Source organism: Clostridium sp. CM042 (assembly GCF_055080995.1).
Genome location: NZ_CM143646.1, coordinates 1,152,333 through 1,169,447, shown reverse-complemented (window position 1 = coordinate 1,169,447; position 17,115 = coordinate 1,152,333). Strand labels below are relative to the sequence as shown.

Annotated in this window: 15 protein-coding genes and 1 other annotated feature; of the genes, 12 read left to right on the top strand and 3 right to left on the bottom strand. The window is 31.2% G+C overall.

Translation table 11 applies throughout. The features are described from left to right. Positions 1 to 97 precede the first annotated feature (97 nt). The 6 genes from ACWJJ7_RS05485 (at position 98) to ACWJJ7_RS05460 (ending at position 4,932) form a co-directional block, all read left to right on the top strand. Positions 98 to 805: a lantibiotic protection ABC transporter ATP-binding protein gene (locus ACWJJ7_RS05485; RefSeq protein WP_462964299.1), complete on the top strand. Its 708-nt coding sequence runs from the start codon at positions 98 to 100 to the stop codon at positions 803 to 805. Then, positions 805 to 1,530, top strand: a complete 726-nt coding sequence (locus ACWJJ7_RS05480; RefSeq protein WP_462964298.1) for a lantibiotic immunity ABC transporter MutE/EpiE family permease subunit — start codon at positions 805 to 807, stop codon at positions 1,528 to 1,530. Before ACWJJ7_RS05485 ends, ACWJJ7_RS05480 begins: the two co-directional genes overlap by 1 nt. Position 1,531: 1 nt before the next feature. Then, positions 1,532 to 2,275 (top strand): lantibiotic immunity ABC transporter MutG family permease subunit, encoded by a 744-nt coding sequence (locus ACWJJ7_RS05475; RefSeq protein WP_462964297.1) that lies wholly within the window; start codon positions 1,532 to 1,534, stop codon positions 2,273 to 2,275. Between the two features lie 12 nt (positions 2,276 to 2,287). Beyond that, a complete protein-coding gene (locus ACWJJ7_RS05470; protein ID WP_462964296.1) occupies positions 2,288 to 2,791 on the top strand; it encodes a NisI/SpaI family lantibiotic immunity lipoprotein in 504 nt (167 codons plus the stop codon). Positions 2,792 to 2,908: 117 nt separating this feature from the next. After that, complete coding sequence (locus ACWJJ7_RS05465) at positions 2,909 to 3,568, top strand: response regulator transcription factor (RefSeq protein ID WP_462964295.1); 660 nt, start codon at positions 2,909 to 2,911, stop codon at positions 3,566 to 3,568. Next, entirely contained in the window at positions 3,559 to 4,932 is a 1,374-nt protein-coding gene (locus tag ACWJJ7_RS05460; RefSeq protein ID WP_462964294.1) for a sensor histidine kinase, read from the top strand. Before ACWJJ7_RS05465 ends, ACWJJ7_RS05460 begins: the two co-directional genes overlap by 10 nt. A 108-nt stretch (positions 4,933 to 5,040) precedes the next feature. Here the strand turns inward: ACWJJ7_RS05460 and ACWJJ7_RS05455 are convergent, their stop codons facing one another. Continuing rightward, positions 5,041 to 6,363, bottom strand: coding sequence for an IS3 family transposase (locus ACWJJ7_RS05455; protein ID WP_462961899.1), 1,323 nt, complete (start codon positions 6,361 to 6,363; stop codon positions 5,041 to 5,043). Positions 6,364 to 6,824: 461 nt separating this feature from the next. Here ACWJJ7_RS05455 and dltA point away from each other — a divergent pair, with 461 nt between their 5' ends. From dltA to ACWJJ7_RS05430, 5 genes are all read left to right on the top strand, one after another. Next, positions 6,825 to 8,300 carry a D-alanine--poly(phosphoribitol) ligase subunit DltA gene (dltA, locus tag ACWJJ7_RS05450; RefSeq protein WP_462964293.1) on the top strand — a complete coding sequence of 492 codons (1,476 nt, stop codon included), beginning with the start codon at positions 6,825 to 6,827 and terminating at the stop codon, positions 8,298 to 8,300. Then, a complete protein-coding gene (dltB, locus tag ACWJJ7_RS05445; RefSeq protein ID WP_462964292.1) occupies positions 8,301 to 9,446 on the top strand; it encodes a D-alanyl-lipoteichoic acid biosynthesis protein DltB in 1,146 nt (381 codons plus the stop codon). A 14-nt stretch (positions 9,447 to 9,460) separates the two neighbouring features. After that, complete coding sequence (locus ACWJJ7_RS05440; protein ID WP_462964291.1) at positions 9,461 to 9,700, top strand: phosphopantetheine-binding protein; 240 nt, start codon at positions 9,461 to 9,463, stop codon at positions 9,698 to 9,700. After that, the gene (dltD, locus tag ACWJJ7_RS05435) at positions 9,700 to 10,893 is read left to right on the top strand and encodes a D-alanyl-lipoteichoic acid biosynthesis protein DltD (RefSeq protein WP_462964290.1); all 1,194 of its coding nucleotides are present in this window, start codon (positions 9,700 to 9,702) and stop codon (positions 10,891 to 10,893) included. Before ACWJJ7_RS05440 ends, dltD begins: the two co-directional genes overlap by 1 nt. A 553-nt stretch (positions 10,894 to 11,446) precedes the next feature. Beyond that, positions 11,447 to 12,859: an alanine/glycine:cation symporter family protein gene (locus tag ACWJJ7_RS05430; protein WP_462964945.1), complete on the top strand. Its 1,413-nt coding sequence runs from the start codon at positions 11,447 to 11,449 to the stop codon at positions 12,857 to 12,859. Between the two features lie 136 nt (positions 12,860 to 12,995). Here ACWJJ7_RS05430 and ACWJJ7_RS05425 read toward each other — a convergent pair whose 3' ends face one another. Both ACWJJ7_RS05425 and brnQ read right to left on the bottom strand, forming a co-directional pair. Then, positions 12,996 to 14,384, bottom strand: coding sequence for a L,D-transpeptidase family protein (locus tag ACWJJ7_RS05425; protein ID WP_462964289.1), 1,389 nt, complete (start codon positions 14,382 to 14,384; stop codon positions 12,996 to 12,998). Positions 14,385 to 14,850: 466 nt separating this feature from the next. After that, positions 14,851 to 16,188: a branched-chain amino acid transport system II carrier protein gene (gene brnQ / locus ACWJJ7_RS05420; protein WP_462964944.1), complete on the bottom strand. Its 1,338-nt coding sequence runs from the start codon at positions 16,186 to 16,188 to the stop codon at positions 14,851 to 14,853. A gap of 111 nt (positions 16,189 to 16,299) precedes the next feature. Beyond that, positions 16,300 to 16,554 (bottom strand) — a binding site (T-box leader). A gap of 303 nt (positions 16,555 to 16,857) precedes the next feature. Between brnQ and ACWJJ7_RS05415 the strand changes: the two genes are divergently transcribed. After that, positions 16,858 to 17,013 carry a hypothetical protein gene (locus tag ACWJJ7_RS05415; protein ID WP_462964288.1) on the top strand — a complete coding sequence of 52 codons (156 nt, stop codon included), beginning with the start codon at positions 16,858 to 16,860 and terminating at the stop codon, positions 17,011 to 17,013. Positions 17,014 to 17,115: the final 102 nt, after the last annotated feature.

Sequence of the window (17,115 nt, the reverse complement as noted above, 5' to 3'; positions counted from 1 at the left end):
TAAGAATTTAATTAATAGCAGAAAAAATGGAAATCCTTATGGAATCCTTAGAATTATTTAGTATTATAAAACTATAGTAAATGAAAGGAAGATGATTATGAATAATTATATTTTACAAACAAAAAATCTTTGCAAGACTTTTAAAAAACAATGTGCAGTAAACAATATTTCCCTGTCCATTGAGAAAAATTCTGTCTATGGATTGCTAGGCCCGAATGGTGCAGGAAAATCAACTCTATTAAAAATGGTTACGGGAATGCTTCATCCAACATCAGGAGAAATTATTTTCGAAGGTCATGAATGGAGCAGGAATGATCTTTCTAATATAGGAGTTTTGATTGAATCTCCACCTCTTTATGAAAATTTGACGGCGGTAGAAAACCTTAAAGTACGAACTATTCTTTTAGGACTTCCAGATTCTCGTATTAAGGAAGTACTGGAAATTGTGGATTTGACGAATACAGGAAAAAAGCAGGCAGGACAGTTTTCTATGGGAATGAAGCAAAGGCTTGGAATTGCAATTGCACTCCTGAATAAACCTAAATTGCTAATTTTAGATGAGCCTACAAACGGTCTTGACCCTCTTGGAATACAAGATTTAAGAGAGTTAATACGTTCTTTCCCAGAGCAGGGAATGACAGTTATTCTATCTAGCCATATATTAAGTGAGGTTGAACTTATTGCAGATCACATTGGTATCATCAGCAATGGGGTACTTGGGTATAATGGCAAAATTAATCCTGGTGAAGATTTGGAAGTACTTTTCACAGAGGTTGTGAAAAAAAATAGGAAGGAGGGACTATAATGCTTAAATATTTACAGGCTGAAAATTTAAAATGCAAGGGAACATTTATAAAAAAAATGATTTTTATCTCACCGATGGTTACGTTTCTCGTTGCACTTTCATCTTGGAAATGGTTTCAAGCTAATAGCTTCAATTGGTGGTACATGATGATACTACCAGGATATATTTCAATAATGGCAGTGATGACTAATGAAAGGGAAGAAAAAAAATTACGCTATAGAGCTGTATTTGGTCTGCCAATTTCACTAAAAAAATTATGGATTTCAAAAGTTTTGTTAAATGGGGTTTATATGACTCTCTCATGTATGGTTTTGTTAGTAGGAATTATTTTAGGGGGCTATCAGTTCTCCATTACCGTACCATTTCTTCGGGTACTTGTTGCAGCAGCGTTGATTGCAATTACATTTTTGTGGCAGATTCCATTTTGTATGTTTTTAGCGAAGAAACTGGGAATGCTAGGGACTGTTTTGATTAATGTTGGCGGTAGTTTTATATTAGGTGCTTTGACTGCAATAACATCAATGTGGTGGATTTATCCTTATAGCTGGACAGCTCGTATTATGTGTCCAGTTCTTGGACATCTTCCAAATGGGCTTATGGCAGAAACCGGATCTCCAATGCTAAATCCTATCGTGATTCCAATTGGAATTATTCTGTCCCTTATTCTGTTTGCTTTGCTACTGATGGTTACCGCTAATTGGTTTGAAAAACAGGAGGTTAATTAATATGATTGCTTTACTTAGATGTATAAAATCGGATCTTTACAAATTAAGACATACTTCTATCTTGTGGATTCATTTACTTATTCCACTAGCGGGAGCATTCATGTTTTTGGCGTATTATAGATTATCTTCATTTGACACATTAAAAAAAATAAGCGGGTATCTGGAGGTCCTAGCAATTGCATTTCCTTTGCTGATAGGAATAATCAGTGGGATAGTAATTGAGCAGGAAGAGCAAGCTGGAAATTTTCAAACACTACTGTGCAGTACAAAATCAAAATGCACCACGTATTTGAGTAAGCTAATTATTTTGCTTTTATTGGGAACCTTTTCTATAACATTTGCTGTAGGAACATTTGCACTTGGATTCCAAACAATGCCCAATATATTTTACTTGAAAGCCGCAGGAGCATTAGTGCTTGGAAACATATTTCTTTATATACTGCATGTGTTCATTAGTCTTCAATTCGGAAAGGGTGCCTCCACAGGGCTTGGAGTTTCCGGAAGTCTGGTTTCTGCTCTGATGCTCACAGGTCTTGGAAATAACATATGGCACTTTCTTCCATGGGCATGGGGCGTGAGGTTTTGCGATTATTTCATTTTCGAATTGGTCTATCCTTCCGCCGGTAATGCATTAGCGATTGATACAAAGCAAGGAGTATTTATCATGTTATTTGCCGTATGTATTTCATTCGCCGCTAGCCTATTTTGGTTCAGAAAGTGGGAAGGAAGAAAGTCATATGAATAAGGAGAAATTATTATGAAGATAAAAAGAAGATTTGTACTTTTGTTCATAGTTTTGTTTTGTACACTAGCAACAGGGTATTTTGCAAAAGATATAATAATTAAAAAAGCAAGGAATTATGCACTTAAAGATAAAATTGTTTGCAAGGTCAATGCTAAAAATGCTACTCAAATTAGGTATAAGGAAGTAACCTATCAAATTTCAAATGTTTCATTGGATAAGTCTAAAATTGGGGGATGGAACGGAATTATTGACCGAGTGGCAGCTATTGACAAAAAATATTGTATACTTGAAGAAAAGGAAATTGATTCGTCTGCCCAATTAACGATAGAGGATGTAGTTAAGAATCTTCCTAAAGATACAAAGTTTGTTGTCTCTTTTCAAAATGTTTGTTCAATAAAAGATGTGGATACTAAAGACGCCATTGCCGTCCAAGTGGATAATAACTTTTACAAAGCGATTCCGGTAGGAAGCACGTCTACTGATAAAACAGTCATAAAATTATCCCCTGTGGAGTAAAAATAAAAGTGCTTATAATAAGATTCGCTATGATTTGGAATTTATGGATAATATAATTTGATTTGATGATATTTTGCCTTTATACTATTTATAGAGAACATACGAGGAGTGAGGAACATGGCAAAAATTCTGGTTATCGATGATGAACCCGATATCCTGGCTTTAATTAAAAATATTCTTCAGAAAGATAATCATTTGGTAACTACAGTTGTAAATCCTGAAAAAATTTTAACTAGTGAATTTTCAAACTTTGATTTAATTTTACTGGATGTCATGATGCCGGGTATGGATGGATTTACCTTTTGCAAGGAAATTCGTGGTATTGTGGACTGTCCTATTATTTTTCTTACAGCAAAAACTATGGAAATAGATATTATGTATGGTTTAGGGCTTGGCGCGGATGATTACATTACGAAACCATTTGGAATGGGGGAACTGAGGGCTAGAGTGAATGCTTACCTTAGGCGAGAAAACCGTGAAAGGCGCAGTACTCTTTGTGTATCCGGGGTGAAGTTTGATTTATCCGGTAAGGAAATTTTAGTGAATGATAAAAAAATTCCCTTTACCAAAAGTGAATATAACATCTGTGAATTTCTTGCCAGAAATCAAGGCCAGGTTTTTTCAAAGGATAAAATATACGACGCCGTTTATGGGTATGATGGTGAAAGTGACAGCTCAGCTATTACTGAGCATGTTAAAAATATACGGGCAAAGCTGGCTGTTTTTGAACTGTCACCAATTGAGACTGTATGGGGGATAGGTTACAAATGGAAGTAAAGAAAAAAGCTTTTACTTTAAAGACAGTTTTTTTAAAATATCTATTAACTTTAGGACTTGCATTTATTGTTTTCGCCGGACTAAATATGGGAATTTATAATCTAGGCGTAAGATATGGTGTGATTCTTATACCGAGTTATAGCGAGGATTTGGCTAGACAATCCAAATCATTACTTGCATCAACACCTAAAATCACAGAGGATATGATACCCTATGGATGTAAGTTCGCTGTTTTTGATAAAAAATATAAAATTGAAAAAACAAATTTAGAGGGTCAGGACTTACTGAACGCAACAGAATATGCTAAAGGTACTTACCCGAAAAATGGAAGTAAAAAGTACTACTATTTTATTGAAAGGCAAGATGGGTTTTGTGTTTTACAGTACTATGTTCAAATGAGCTACCAATCTGAGTTTTTAAATCAACATTTACCAGATCCCGAAATAATTATGATTATAATATTTGTTATCTTATATTTTTCTATTGTTTTAATTATTACCACTATTTATGCAAAAAAATTAAATAAACATTTAAGGCCCCTCCTGCAAGCTACTGAAAAAATCAAGAAGCAGGATTTGGACTTTGACATAAAATATTCAGGAATTAAAGAATTCAATGATGTACTTTTATCAATATCAGACATGAAAACAGAATTAAAAAAGTCTTTAGAGCAGCAATGGAATATTGAACAGGCAAAGAAAGAGCAGATTTCCGCTCTTGCCCACGACCTTAAAACTCCATTAACCATTATCAAAGGAAATGCTGAATTACTGTCTGATTCAACATTAGATAAGGATCAGGAGGAATATATTGATTATATTACAAAAAATGCGGGGCAGATTGATCAATATATCAAAACACTAATTGATATTTCAAATTCAGAAAAAACTCTTTTTCTACAACTGGAAAGAATAGACTTTGAAAATTTTATCGACACAATTCATGAGCAGCTTGAGGCCATTGCAAATACTAAGGGACTTAAAGTTGAGTTTACTAAAACTTATATTCCTAAGTCAATTCTAATTGATAAGTCATTACTTCAACGTGCCATTATGAATGTTATTTCAAATGCAGTGGATTACTCCCCAAATCATGGAAAAATATATTTTAAGGTAAAATCACTGGATAATAAAATAAGATTTATTACAACAGACAGTGGAAAGGGCTTTTCAAAGGGGGATATCAAATCAGCAACAAAACAATTTTATATGGGTGATTGTAGTCGCACATCGAAAAGTCATTATGGGATAGGGCTGTACATTACCCAATCATTTGTAAATCTGCATGGGGGAACCATCTATATCGCTAACTCACCTGTAACTTATGGCGCACAGGTAACAATAGAGATTCCAATTTGCAAATAGGGGAATGGAAATTTTTTTGACAGTAAGTTCAGAAAATATAATAATTAAGTCCTCAAGCGATTGAAAACCAATTAAAATGGATCCTATGTCAAGGACATTTAAAAAAGACTATGCAACTAAAAGTTGATTTCTGTATTGTACAGGAGTCAACTTTTTTAATCCCCATTGATATCTATAGTTGTTATAATAATCCATATAATTATCAATTAGATTCTGTAAATCAGTAAATGTATCACAACTTTTATAGTCAATCTCATCCTTCATATGACCAAAAAATGATTCTTGTGGGGCATTGTCCCAACAGTTTCCTCTTCTAGACATTGACTGTCCAAGTTTATATTTTTTAAGTAGTTTTTGAAATTTGGGACTGGTATAATGAGCCCCTTGATCAGAATGTATAAACGATTCTGAAGTCAATAATTTCTTATGACGTCTAATTAATCTTTCAATCGTTTCCGTTGCAATATCTAATGTAATGCGCTTAGACAGGTGGTATGAAAGTATTTCGTTTGTAGAAGCATCTTTAATTGTTGATAAATAAGCCATACAAGAAGCTCCATATGGCATATAAGTGATATCCGTTAACAAAACCTTTCCAGCTATGTCCTGTTTGAATTTTCTATTTAAAAGATTTGGTACAACAGTATGTTCTCGAGTTGCTTTCATCATCCTACGATAAGGATTTGCTTTCCTAATTGGACATTTGATATTATATTTACGCATAATTCTTTGAATACATTTTCTATTAATAATTAAATTGAACTCTTGCTCGAGTACCATCTTAATAGAACGTGAACCCTTCTTGTAACCCCTATGTTCAAATGCCTTAAGAACTATTTTCCTTAATTGTAAATCTCTTTGTTCTCGAATATTACGTGTAGATTCTGATTTTAGGTAATTATAATAACCTGATCTTGATACTCCAATTACACCACATAGATGTCTAATCATATTTTTATATTTAGATTTAGAGAGAATGTTCTGAATAAGTGCAAAAATTGAAGAGATCCTTAAACTACCGTTTTTCACCTGCCTTTCTTGCAGCTCGATTTTTTTTAATAGTTCTGCTTCTGCCTTCCAGTATTCAATCTCAGCATCTTTTCTTGTGATTATTTCTTCTAGGGTTAATTCACGTTTAAGTGGGCGTCCACTGCTGAATTTTCTAGTATCTCTAAGGCCTAATTCGCCAGATTCCTTATAAGCCTTGCGCCACCTCTTACTAGAAGACTTGATTCTAGTATTACCAAGTGTTTCTATATCGAACCCTGCATCTTGAAAAATCTGAGACGATAATTTCCCCATTATATGCTCAGCTACAAATAAGGATTTGAACTCATCTGTATATGTAATTCCTTTTTCACTAACTCGTTTAATATATCTGTTTTTTGAGAGCGCTAAAATTTGTTCATTAGTAAATACTTTTTTACTCATAATGCTCACAACCTTTCTAATTTAATTGTACAAAAAAAAATCCCATATGAATAGACTTTTTTAGTGTCTATCATATAGGATCCATTTTAAATCATTTGAGGGCTTTTTTTAATAAGCATAAATTAGTAACATTCTACAAAAATTAGCGATATTACAGAGTATTTTACTTTTATTTTAACTTTTATATATACATTTGTACCTAATATGCCTTATAATGACATGGGAAGTTTTAGAAAAATTAGTTTCAGACCATAAATTGTAAAGCATATAAATGGAGTTAAGGGAAGTGGATAATTAAGCAAAAACGGATGAATGTGTGTAAATAAAACGTTGAATTATGTTAAATAGAATGTTTTAGAGTTATTAACATATTTAGGTTATTTAATGAACATAACTATTGATTGCGAATAAGAATTAAAAGAAGAAAATAGATTTTCGAAATAGAGAGAGGAGGCACATTTATGGATTTTATTGATACAATTGAAAGTTATTGTACTGTTGATAAAGTAGCTCATATTTATAGGAATAGTAATTTAACTTATAGGGAATTAAAAACAAAATCTGATTCACTTGCTGTAAATATTATAGATTTATTTGGAAAAGATAAAACTCCAATAATAGTTTTTGGACATAAAGATCATTTAATGCTTATATGTTTTTTAGCTTGTGTAAAAAGTGGACATGCATATATTCCAGTGGATAGCTCAACACCAACTACAAGGATTAAGGATATTTTATTTATTTCGGATGCTAAACTAATTATAAACACATCAGATGATTTAATTGATATTCCTGCAGATACAATATTGAATAAGAGTGAAATAGAAGAACATTTATTACAATACGAGAATAAAATACCAAGTAGGGGTTATAGAATTAAGGATGAAGAAGTTTATTACATTATATATACTTCAGGAAGTACTGGAAATCCAAAGGGAGTGCAGATAACTAAGAATTGTATTCAAAGCTTCATCGATTGGAGTATGGATTTAACTGATAAAAAAGATAAAATATTTATGAATCAAGCACCTTTTTCTTTTGATTTATCTGTTATGGATACTTATTTATCATTGGTTTCTGGTTCAATACTATATAGTATTGATAAAGAGATGATTGCTAATTTACCTGAGCTTTTTATGAATTTTAAGTCTTCGAGAATTACAACTTGGGTTTCCACTCCGTCCTTCGCAGAAATGTGTTTACAAAGTGAGCAATTTAATGAAAATTTATTACCCAAATTGAGACAACTGTTATTCTGTGGAGAAACACTTTCTAAGGAATGCGTAAATAAATTATTCGAAAGATTTCCTAAAATTAAAATAATAAATTTCTATGGGCCAACAGAGGCAACAGTCGCAGTAACTGCAATTGAAATAAAAAAAGAAATGCTTTTAAGTAATGAAAAACTTCCAGTTGGGTACGTAAAAAAAGACTGTGAAATAATCATAGAAGAAAATACAAATGAAATATTAATAGTAGGTGACAGTGTAAGTATAGGCTATTTTGCTGATCCTATGTTAACAGAAAAATTATTTTTTGAAAAGGAAATTTCAGATGTTAAAAAAAGGGGATACAGGACAGGAGATACGGGTTACACAGTTGATGGTCTATTATATTATGAGGGGCGAATAGATAATCAAATTAAACTTCATGGTTATAGAGTGGAAATTGAAGATATTGAAAACAATATAAGAATACTTCCTTTCATTAAAAATGCAGTTGTAGTACCTATTATAGAAAGAGGTAAAATTAAATATTTAGCAACAGCTGTAGTGCTAAATGATAAATTTGAAGGAAATATAATTACCTCAGTTAAAAATTCCTTGAAGGATTTATTGCCTTCATATATGATACCTCGTAAAGTAAAGGTAATAGAAGTTTTACCGATAAATGGAAATGGAAAAATTGATAGAAAAAAGATAATGGAGGAATTTTAAATGCTTCCTTATGGAGATTTTTTGTATTTCTATATAATGATTGTAGTGCTAATTCCGGCAATTGTTGTTGGTTTACTTGGCAAAAGAATAAAATGGTATGGACTACCGGCAAGCTTATTTATGATGTATTTAATTTTTGGTAAATCAAAACAGCAAATTAAATATTTAATTATATTTTTTATAATAGAATTTTTATTAATTATTATTTACAGCTTTATAGTGAAAAAGTTTAAACAAAGATGGTTACTTTGGATAATGATATTTATAGGTCTGTCACCTTTAATCTACTCAAAGTTTAGCAATATACTTATACACAAAGAGCTTGGATTTCTAGGGATTTCTTATTTAACTTTCAAAGTTATTCAGATGTTAATACAAATTTATGATGGGTATATTACCAAAATAAATATTTTTGATCTTGCTTATTTTATATTGTTTTTCCCAACCTTAAGTGCTGGACCCATTGACCGTTCACTTAGATTTACGGAGGAAAGCAATAAGGTTATAAAGCCCAGACAATATGTTGAATATTTAGGTGATGGAATATTTAAGATTCTACAGGGAATAGGCTACAAATTCTTAATAGGATATTACATACAACAACATTTTATTAATGTAATATCGTTAAGACCACACACTTTAATAAATTCAATTAAATATATGTACTCTTATAGCTTTTATTTGTTTTTTGATTTTGCCGGTTACAGTTTAATTGCCATAGGCGTAAGCTACATAATGGGAATAAAAACACCCGAAAACTTTAATCTCCCATTTATAAGTAAAGATATAAAAGAATTTTGGAACAGATGGCACATGAGCTTATCTTTTTGGTTTAGAGATTTTATTTATAATAGATTCGTAATGACTGCCATTAAGAAAAAGTGGTTCAAGAGTAGATATACAGCTTCCTATATTGGTTTCATGATAAACATGATAACCATGGGTCTATGGCATGGAATTCAGTTGAATTATGTTGTTTACGGTGCCTTTCATGGGATTTTGCTCATAGTTACAGATTGTTTTCAGAGAAAAGTACTCTACAAAAAAATCAAAGGAAAGGGTTATTTTAAAATTGCTTCAACTTTTGTAACTTTTAATTTGATATGTTTTAGTTTTTTAATATTTTCAGGATATTTATTTAAATAGAAGGAGGAATTTATATGCAAGAATTAATTTATAGTATATTAGAAGAAATTACTGGTGAGGATTTACATAACGAAAGTGATGTGAATTTATTTGAAAGCGGAAGATTGGATTCATTAGGAATTATTGAACTGATTGTAGAATTAGAGGATAAAGCTAAAATCAAACTTGATCCTGCAATTGTTGAAAGAGAAGATATAGAAACACCAAACAAACTTATTGAATACCTTCAAACTCTCTCTGAATGTAGAATGTAATGAAAAAGGTCATAGCGTTTGCTTGTTCTATTATTATTAGTATTGGATTTTTATTTTGTTATCAAAGCTATTGTGAAGGTCTTATTTCAAAAAAATATTATGATAAATTCGGAGAAAATTTATCTACATATAAATTTAAAAGCGTAGCACTTCAAAGCATGGGAGCAAGACAAGGTGATAATCTTTTGATGTTTGGTTCCTCTGAATTTGTAAAGACTGCAGCATATTCTACTCATCCAATTAAAGTTTTTAATGGTAAGAAAAATGGTTTCCAAATAAATCTTATAGGACAAGGAGGGTATAAATCCTTAGTACATGCTGCTAATTTTGGTGCAATTGGTAAGGAACTTACGGGGAAAAAAGTAGTTTTTGTACTTTCTCCACAATGGTTTTTAAAGAGCGGCATTAATGAAAATGAGTTCGAAGCCAATTCTTCTGAACTACAGGTATATGGATTTTTGTTTAATAAGGATATAAGTTTAATAACAAAACAAGAGTTTTCTAAAAGAATAATATCAATTACTGGCAAAAAGGCCAATAAACACTTTGATATTATGAGGGACTACTGCTCTCTTTATAGTAATAAGGACTTATTAAGTACATCTAAGAGGTATTTAATGACTCCTTATTACTGGATGAGATATGAGCAATTAAGTTTAAAGGACAATATAAATAGCATTAAATATCTTAAGCCTAAACTTGAAAAATATAATAAGGAGCAGCAGGCAAATATTAACTGGAATGCGGAATTTAAAAAAGCCACGGAAATTGCAGAGTCAAAGTCTAATAATAATAAATTTGGTATGGACAATAATGCGTATAAACACGCGATTATAGGAAACCTTCACAAAATAAAGGGATCTATGAAGAAGGACTCTTATAAAGTATCTCCAGAATATGAGGATTTCAAATTACTGTTAGATGTTTGTAAGGCGGAAGGAATTAAACCACTAGTTCTAAATATTCCTGTAAATGGAAAGTGGTATGACTATGCCGGATTTAATAAAAGTGATAGGCTCGCTTATTATAAAAAAATAAATACTATGGTTGATTCTTATGGATTTGAAGTTGCTGATTTTTCGAAATATGAAAATGAAAATTACTTTCTAATGGATAGTTCCCATTTAGGCTGGAAAGGTTGGGTATATGTTAATGAAACTATTGATAAATATTATAACGAAAATGAAAACTAATATAATTTTTATGACAACTATTTATACCATTGTCATTTTAGGCTGCAGTTATATATTTTTATTTCAGCCGGATGTGAAAATTTCTTATATATATAATCAGTTTTAAACTTACAGAACGATTAAAATAAAAAAATTATTGAAGCATACAATTATGCGTGCAGTACTATCTATATGTAACATTCTAAATAATGCAAAAAACTCTCTGTAGCTACAGAGAGTTTTTTGTATTATAGGAAACCGCAATGGAATCTTGAACCAACAGCCTTATTTTGACTGCTGGTTTTCTGAATTCTATTAATAAGAATTTGAATTTTGCATAGATAATATATTCATATTTTTGATAATAAGAAAAAAGGTTTAAAAGGTTTTTAAAAAGATTATTTATTGTATATAAGCAGTTTGAAGCTATATTATCTAACATAATTCTAAAAACGTTATTTTTGGAATATTCTAATTTTTGAGTTTTACGATTTTCTATGGTACAATAACATTGGATTTAACTCATACATATCTATAAAATATTAAATTTACAAAAGAAGGTGAGGATAAAATGATGAACTTTTTACAAGCAATTATCGGAAAAACAAATGATATTCTATGGTCCTATGTACTTATTGCACTACTTATTTTTATGGGGCTATATTTTTCTTTTAAAACAAAATTTGTTCAATTTAGATATTTAAAAGAAATGATTTCTCTTTTAACTGAAAGTGTGGGGAAATCTATTTCTAAATCTGATAAAAAGAAAGGTACATCTTCATTTCAAGCATTTTGCATAAGTACTGCTTCTAGAGTTGGAACTGGAAATCTTGCTGGAGTTGCTATTGCTATAGCGCTTGGTGGTCCTGGTGCAATATTTTGGATGTGGTTAATTGCTTTGATAGGCGGTGCTTCTAGCTTTGTTGAAAGCACTCTAGCTCAAATTTATAAAGTTAAAGATAAACATGGCTATAGAGGTGGGCCTGCATACTATATGGAAAAAGCACTTAATAAAAGATGGATGGGAGTTGTTTTTTCTATATTAATTACTGTATGTTTTGGTCTTGTATTTAACTCTGTTCAATCAAACACTATATCACTTGCTTTTCAAGAAGCTTTTGGTGTTAAAACTATAATTATTGGTTTAATTTTATCAATATCTACAGCAATTATAATTTTTGGTGGAGTTCAAAGAGTGGCTAAGGTTACAGAAATCATTGTTCCTATAATGGCTGTTGCATACCTGTTAGTAGCTATATTTGTTATTATTAAAAATATTTCTTCTATACCATCAGTGTTCGAACTTATATTTAGAAGTGCGTTTGGTTTTGAACAAGCTTTAGGCGGTGGTGTAGGTGCGGCAATGATGATGGGAATTAAACGAGGACTTTTCTCAAACGAAGCTGGAATGGGAAGTGCTCCTAATGCGGCAGCAACAGCAGAAGTAACTCATCCTGTAAAACAAGGACTGATTCAAACTTTAGGAGTATTTACAGACACAATTTTGATATGTAGTGCAACAGCATTTATAATATTATTGTCTGGAACTTATACAACTAAAGGATTAACTGGAATACAGCTTACGCAAAATGCTTTAAGCTCACAAGTTGGGGATTGGGGAAGTATTTTTATTGCTGTATGTATATTCTTATTTGCATTTAGCTCAATTGTAGGAAATTACTATTATGGCGAAACAAATATAGAATTTATTAACTCAAATAAAATATATGTTTTATTATATAGAATTGCTGTTGTAGGTATGGTTTTCGTTGGTTCTGTAGTAAAGATTCAAATAGTTTGGGATTTAGCAGATTTATTCATGGGCTTAATGGCAATAATTAATTTAATCGCTATATTCCTACTTAGTAAAACTGCTTTTGCAGCGTTAAAAGACTACACCTTCCAGAAAAAGCAAGGAAAGAATCCTGTATTCACAAAGAACTCTATTGAAGGATTAAAAAACGTGGAATGTTGGGATGAAGAATAATTTACCTCAATTTAAATAACTCTTATTATGTGTGCTAATAAAAAAGATGGAAATTAAAATAAACTGCAATCCATGATTTGGATCGCAGTTTATTTTTTTGTGAAAGCAGAATTATAATTAAGACCTTATTAAATCACTAAAAATAACAAATAACAGGAGTATTAGTTTCAATATTATTATATATCGTCATTGCAAAATCGTCTGGTGCATTTATACAACCATGAGAACCATTTGCCAAATATATACTTCCACCAAAGGATTTTCTCCACGGTGCACCATGTATCCCAATGCCCCCATTAAATGGCATAAAGCAATTAACAGGTGTATTGTAACCTTCTCCCTTTAAGCTGGTATTTTTTGCTTTCCATTTTAATGCATAAACACCTGATGGTGTTGCAGTTTTATTGCTGCTTGCATTACCAGTAACAACATCTCCTTCTACAATAAGAGTACCATGCTTATAAAACCACATATGTTGGTTTGTCAAATTGATTTCCACATAGGTATTCCCGATATCATTTGCATCATGAGATGCTGCGGTTTGGGCATACTTGGGCTGTTTTGTTATGGTTTGTCCACCTTTTATAGAAACAATTAAATCATTGACTTCTCCTGTGCGATCAACTAACCATCCATAATCGCCCCCACCTACATTTACAGTTGTTCCGTATGATGTAGCAAAATTTCTTTCATTACCATAGGTATTATAATTATTGCTCAGTTCGCTTACATAATCTTTCATTTTATTTTCATCAAATGAAATTGCAAGGTTATCATTAACTACTAGCCAGTTGTGTATTATAGAACCATCTAAAACTTTCTTACCTCCAGTAAAGGTATAAGTGATTTTTGAGGCTACATATTTATCAAGCAAAATTTTAGTGTTTTTAACTTCTTTGGAACTTGAAGTATATTTTGGATTAATATATTGATTTGTTTTATCTAAATTTATTGTAGTTTCTCCCTTGAGAATTGCATTTGCTACAGTTGCATACATTTGCTTGCTATTGATTTTGTTTCCCATAATTTCTTTTACAATCACATAGCCGGTATCCGAGTATTTAAAGCTAGGATTTTTAGGTTTAATTGCTTTCTTGCTATCAAAACAAGAGAGTTTATCAAAATGTTTTTTTAATAGTTTTTCATCATAGGTCACTATGTCACGTAGTTCAGAAGCATTTGAATTAAAAACCTCATAAATCCACGCAAAAGAATTCTGACTGTCTTTTAAAACTTGAATTTTATCCTTTGCATTATATTTAAGTCCAATGTCAGCAGCTTTAAGTTGTTCATTCACACCGTTTCGTTCTTGAAGGGTCAGTGTATATGTTTTGCATTTTAATAATAAGGCTTTATCTAATTCATCTACTGTTTTACCAGAAGCATTAATGCCATTAATTACAGAACCAAAATAAAAATGGTTATTAAAATATATTGACATACCTAAATATAGAACAAAGATAATAGAAAAAGATATTATACTAATGCGAATAGATTTTTTGCGTTTTATTGTTTGTATTTCCATGAGGCACCTCTTTTAATGTAAATTTAGTATTGTATATTAATCATATTCCAATATGTAGGAAATGTAAAGTAACCTTAGCGAATATTTTTACATTCATGTAAAAATATCCGTTAATAAAAGCAGAGATTAACGAATGATGCTCTAACGCCCCACTTACAGTAGTGGAGGACTTTCCTTCTGAAATGTCGCTAAAGTAATTCGCTTAAATTTTCAGTTGTAAGACTAATACTGTTATTTATCATAATAAAAAAGACCCCTTAACTAATTATTTAATGCGACATTAAAATTAGTTGGCGCTCCGTTAATTAAACAATATGAAATTAAAATAGTATCTTTGCAATGATCTACCATATAGATTAATTATATCACAACAAGTGTCTATTAGCGAGTTATGAAGTAAAAGGAAAAGCTGTACTAGACAAAAATTAAAGGAATGCACACAGTTGTGGCATCCCCCTAAATCTTGTTATTTATTATATTCATTTAAAGAGGGTTCTTTTGAAAAAGAAGAATGTTTTATCATGCTAAACAACAATCCTACTAGAGCACCAACTAACGATGGAACTACCCAAACAAGACCCTGTTTTGATAAAGGCATAGAACTCAAAAATGACATTTTAAGTCCAACTTGATTTAATGAATCAGATATACTAAAAACAGCAGTAAATAGCATACTGAAAGAATATACAGAGCTATAACCTTTAAATAGGTTATGGGAGAATGCAAGTACAATAAGTACTATTGCCATAGGATATATAGCTGTTAAAACAGGTACAGATATACTTAGCAGTTTAGTTAAGCCTACATTTGCAAATAGCATACTAGATAGTGTTATTGTAGTAACCCAAATTTTATAGTGAACCTTTGGAACCATCCTTGAGAAGTATTCACTACATGATGTTATAAGACCAACGCAAGTTGTAAGGCAAGCAAGTCCAAAAGTTAAACCAAGTATTATAAGACCATTTGCATCAAAAAGATAAGATACTACATTTGTTAATGTTTGCGCTCCATTTTTTGTAGCACCAAATCTAGTTTGAGCAGCAGCGCCTAGGCATGAAAGCATTAGATATATTACAGTTAAAACAAGACCAGCTATAAGTCCAGCTTTTATTGTATAGGAGCTTAAAGCTTTTTTATCTGTAATTCCTTGTTTCTTTAAAACTAATGCAACAACTATTCCAAAATTAAGTGCAGCGATGGCATCCATAGTCATGTATCCATCCAGGAATCCTTTTAACACAGGAAAGTTAGCATAATCTCCAATTGGAGAATTAAAGCTACCAATAGGTTTTACTAAACTACCTATAAATACTATAAATATAAGTAGTAAGATAGTAGGGGTTAGTACCTTCCCAAAACGATCTATTAATTTATTAGGATTCATACTTAGCCAAAAAGCTAAACCAAAGAAGCACAATGTATATAGAAAAAGAGGTAAAGCTCCACCAATAACTGATGGTGGTAAAAATGGTGCAATGCTTGTTTCAAAAGATAAACTAGCAGCACGAGGTATGCCTAAAAATGGTCCTATTGATAAATATATTAATAATGTAAAAATAAACGCAAAGGGTTTATTAATTCTACCGGCTAAATTTTGAAGACCATCAGCTTTTGCAACAACAGCTACAGCTAGGATTGGTAGACCTACTGCAGAGGCAAGGAAGCCAGATAACGAAAATAAAAGATTTGTACCTGACATTTGTCCAAGTACAGGAGGGAAGATTAAGTTTCCAGCTCCAAAAAACATTGAAAATAGCATTAAACTAACTAGCATTAAACTTTTTCTTGATAATTTATTCATAGTAATTCCTCCAAAAATATTATTTTTTTTAAGTTTTGGTATTATATCGCTAATGTCAATGTCGCTATCCACTAAACCACCCCCTTTAAAATAAAAAAAGCCCGTCCCTATAAAAGGGACGAGCAAGTATGCACGTGTTACCACCCTAAATCTATTAAAATTATAATAAATAACTTTAATAGCACTTAGCAAGATACCAATCGATATCTGTTCCTTGTAATGGTGGACGACCATTAAACCTTATTATATTTCAGGTTTACTTCTCAGAGATGATTTTCGGTTATAGACTGAACGCTGACTCTCACCAAATGTCAACTCTCTTTAGAACAGATACTAAAACGTACTCTTTCTCGTCATCAAATTTATTATTTATCTTGTAAAAGAATGTATCATATTACAAAGGAATTGTCAATAAAAATATTGCCAGAATTTAATACAATTGAACTTATTAGCAACAAAAACTGTTTTAATAATTGATAATTGTAACTGTCTAAAAGATATATTAGTTAATTGATGTCGCCCGAAGGAGTGTTTTTAGGGTATAATAGATTAATAAAATAACAAATCATACCTTGTAAATATTCAATGCTAATATTAAATTAGAAGGTAGAAGTTAGTTTTTTAAAATGTAATAAATGCAAAAAAATAAAGAAAAAGAAGGTAAAACATATGAAAAATGATATAAGTAAAAACATGGAAATGATGAAAAAAATTATTGAAGAAAAAAAAGCGAAGTCTTCAAAGCAAAAGAATGCTAAGAGACCACCAATTTACGGACCACAAAGCCCGGCATCAGGTAATGGTGGAGGATTAGTTGGTAAATAATCTATAAGTATAGATTGGAAATTATCATAATTAACAAATACCATATTAAGATATGTTTAATATGAAGAGTGCCTTCACACCAAAGATTACTACAAACTTTAT

Excerpts from the sequence above, each read along its gene's own strand:
- ACWJJ7_RS05485 (WP_462964299.1), top strand. The coding sequence starts at position 98 with ATGAATAATTATATTTTACAAACAAAAAATCTTTGCAAGACTTTTAAA.
- ACWJJ7_RS05480 (WP_462964298.1), top strand. The coding sequence starts at position 805 with ATGCTTAAATATTTACAGGCTGAAAATTTAAAATGCAAGGGAACATTT.
- ACWJJ7_RS05475 (WP_462964297.1), top strand. The coding sequence starts at position 1,532 with ATGATTGCTTTACTTAGATGTATAAAATCGGATCTTTACAAATTAAGA.
- ACWJJ7_RS05470 (WP_462964296.1), top strand. The coding sequence starts at position 2,288 with ATGAAGATAAAAAGAAGATTTGTACTTTTGTTCATAGTTTTGTTTTGT.
- ACWJJ7_RS05465 (WP_462964295.1), top strand. The coding sequence starts at position 2,909 with ATGGCAAAAATTCTGGTTATCGATGATGAACCCGATATCCTGGCTTTA.
- ACWJJ7_RS05460 (WP_462964294.1), top strand. The coding sequence starts at position 3,559 with ATGGAAGTAAAGAAAAAAGCTTTTACTTTAAAGACAGTTTTTTTAAAA.
- ACWJJ7_RS05455 (WP_462961899.1), bottom strand. The coding sequence starts at position 6,363 with ATGAGTAAAAAAGTATTTACTAATGAACAAATTTTAGCGCTCTCAAAA.
- dltA (WP_462964293.1), top strand. The coding sequence starts at position 6,825 with ATGGATTTTATTGATACAATTGAAAGTTATTGTACTGTTGATAAAGTA.
- dltB (WP_462964292.1), top strand. The coding sequence starts at position 8,301 with ATGCTTCCTTATGGAGATTTTTTGTATTTCTATATAATGATTGTAGTG.
- ACWJJ7_RS05440 (WP_462964291.1), top strand. The coding sequence starts at position 9,461 with ATGCAAGAATTAATTTATAGTATATTAGAAGAAATTACTGGTGAGGAT.
- dltD (WP_462964290.1), top strand. The coding sequence starts at position 9,700 with ATGAAAAAGGTCATAGCGTTTGCTTGTTCTATTATTATTAGTATTGGA.
- ACWJJ7_RS05430 (WP_462964945.1), top strand. The coding sequence starts at position 11,447 with ATGAACTTTTTACAAGCAATTATCGGAAAAACAAATGATATTCTATGG.
- ACWJJ7_RS05425 (WP_462964289.1), bottom strand. The coding sequence starts at position 14,384 with ATGGAAATACAAACAATAAAACGCAAAAAATCTATTCGCATTAGTATA.
- brnQ (WP_462964944.1), bottom strand. The coding sequence starts at position 16,188 with ATGAATAAATTATCAAGAAAAAGTTTAATGCTAGTTAGTTTAATGCTA.
- ACWJJ7_RS05415 (WP_462964288.1), top strand. The coding sequence starts at position 16,858 with ATGAAAAATGATATAAGTAAAAACATGGAAATGATGAAAAAAATTATT.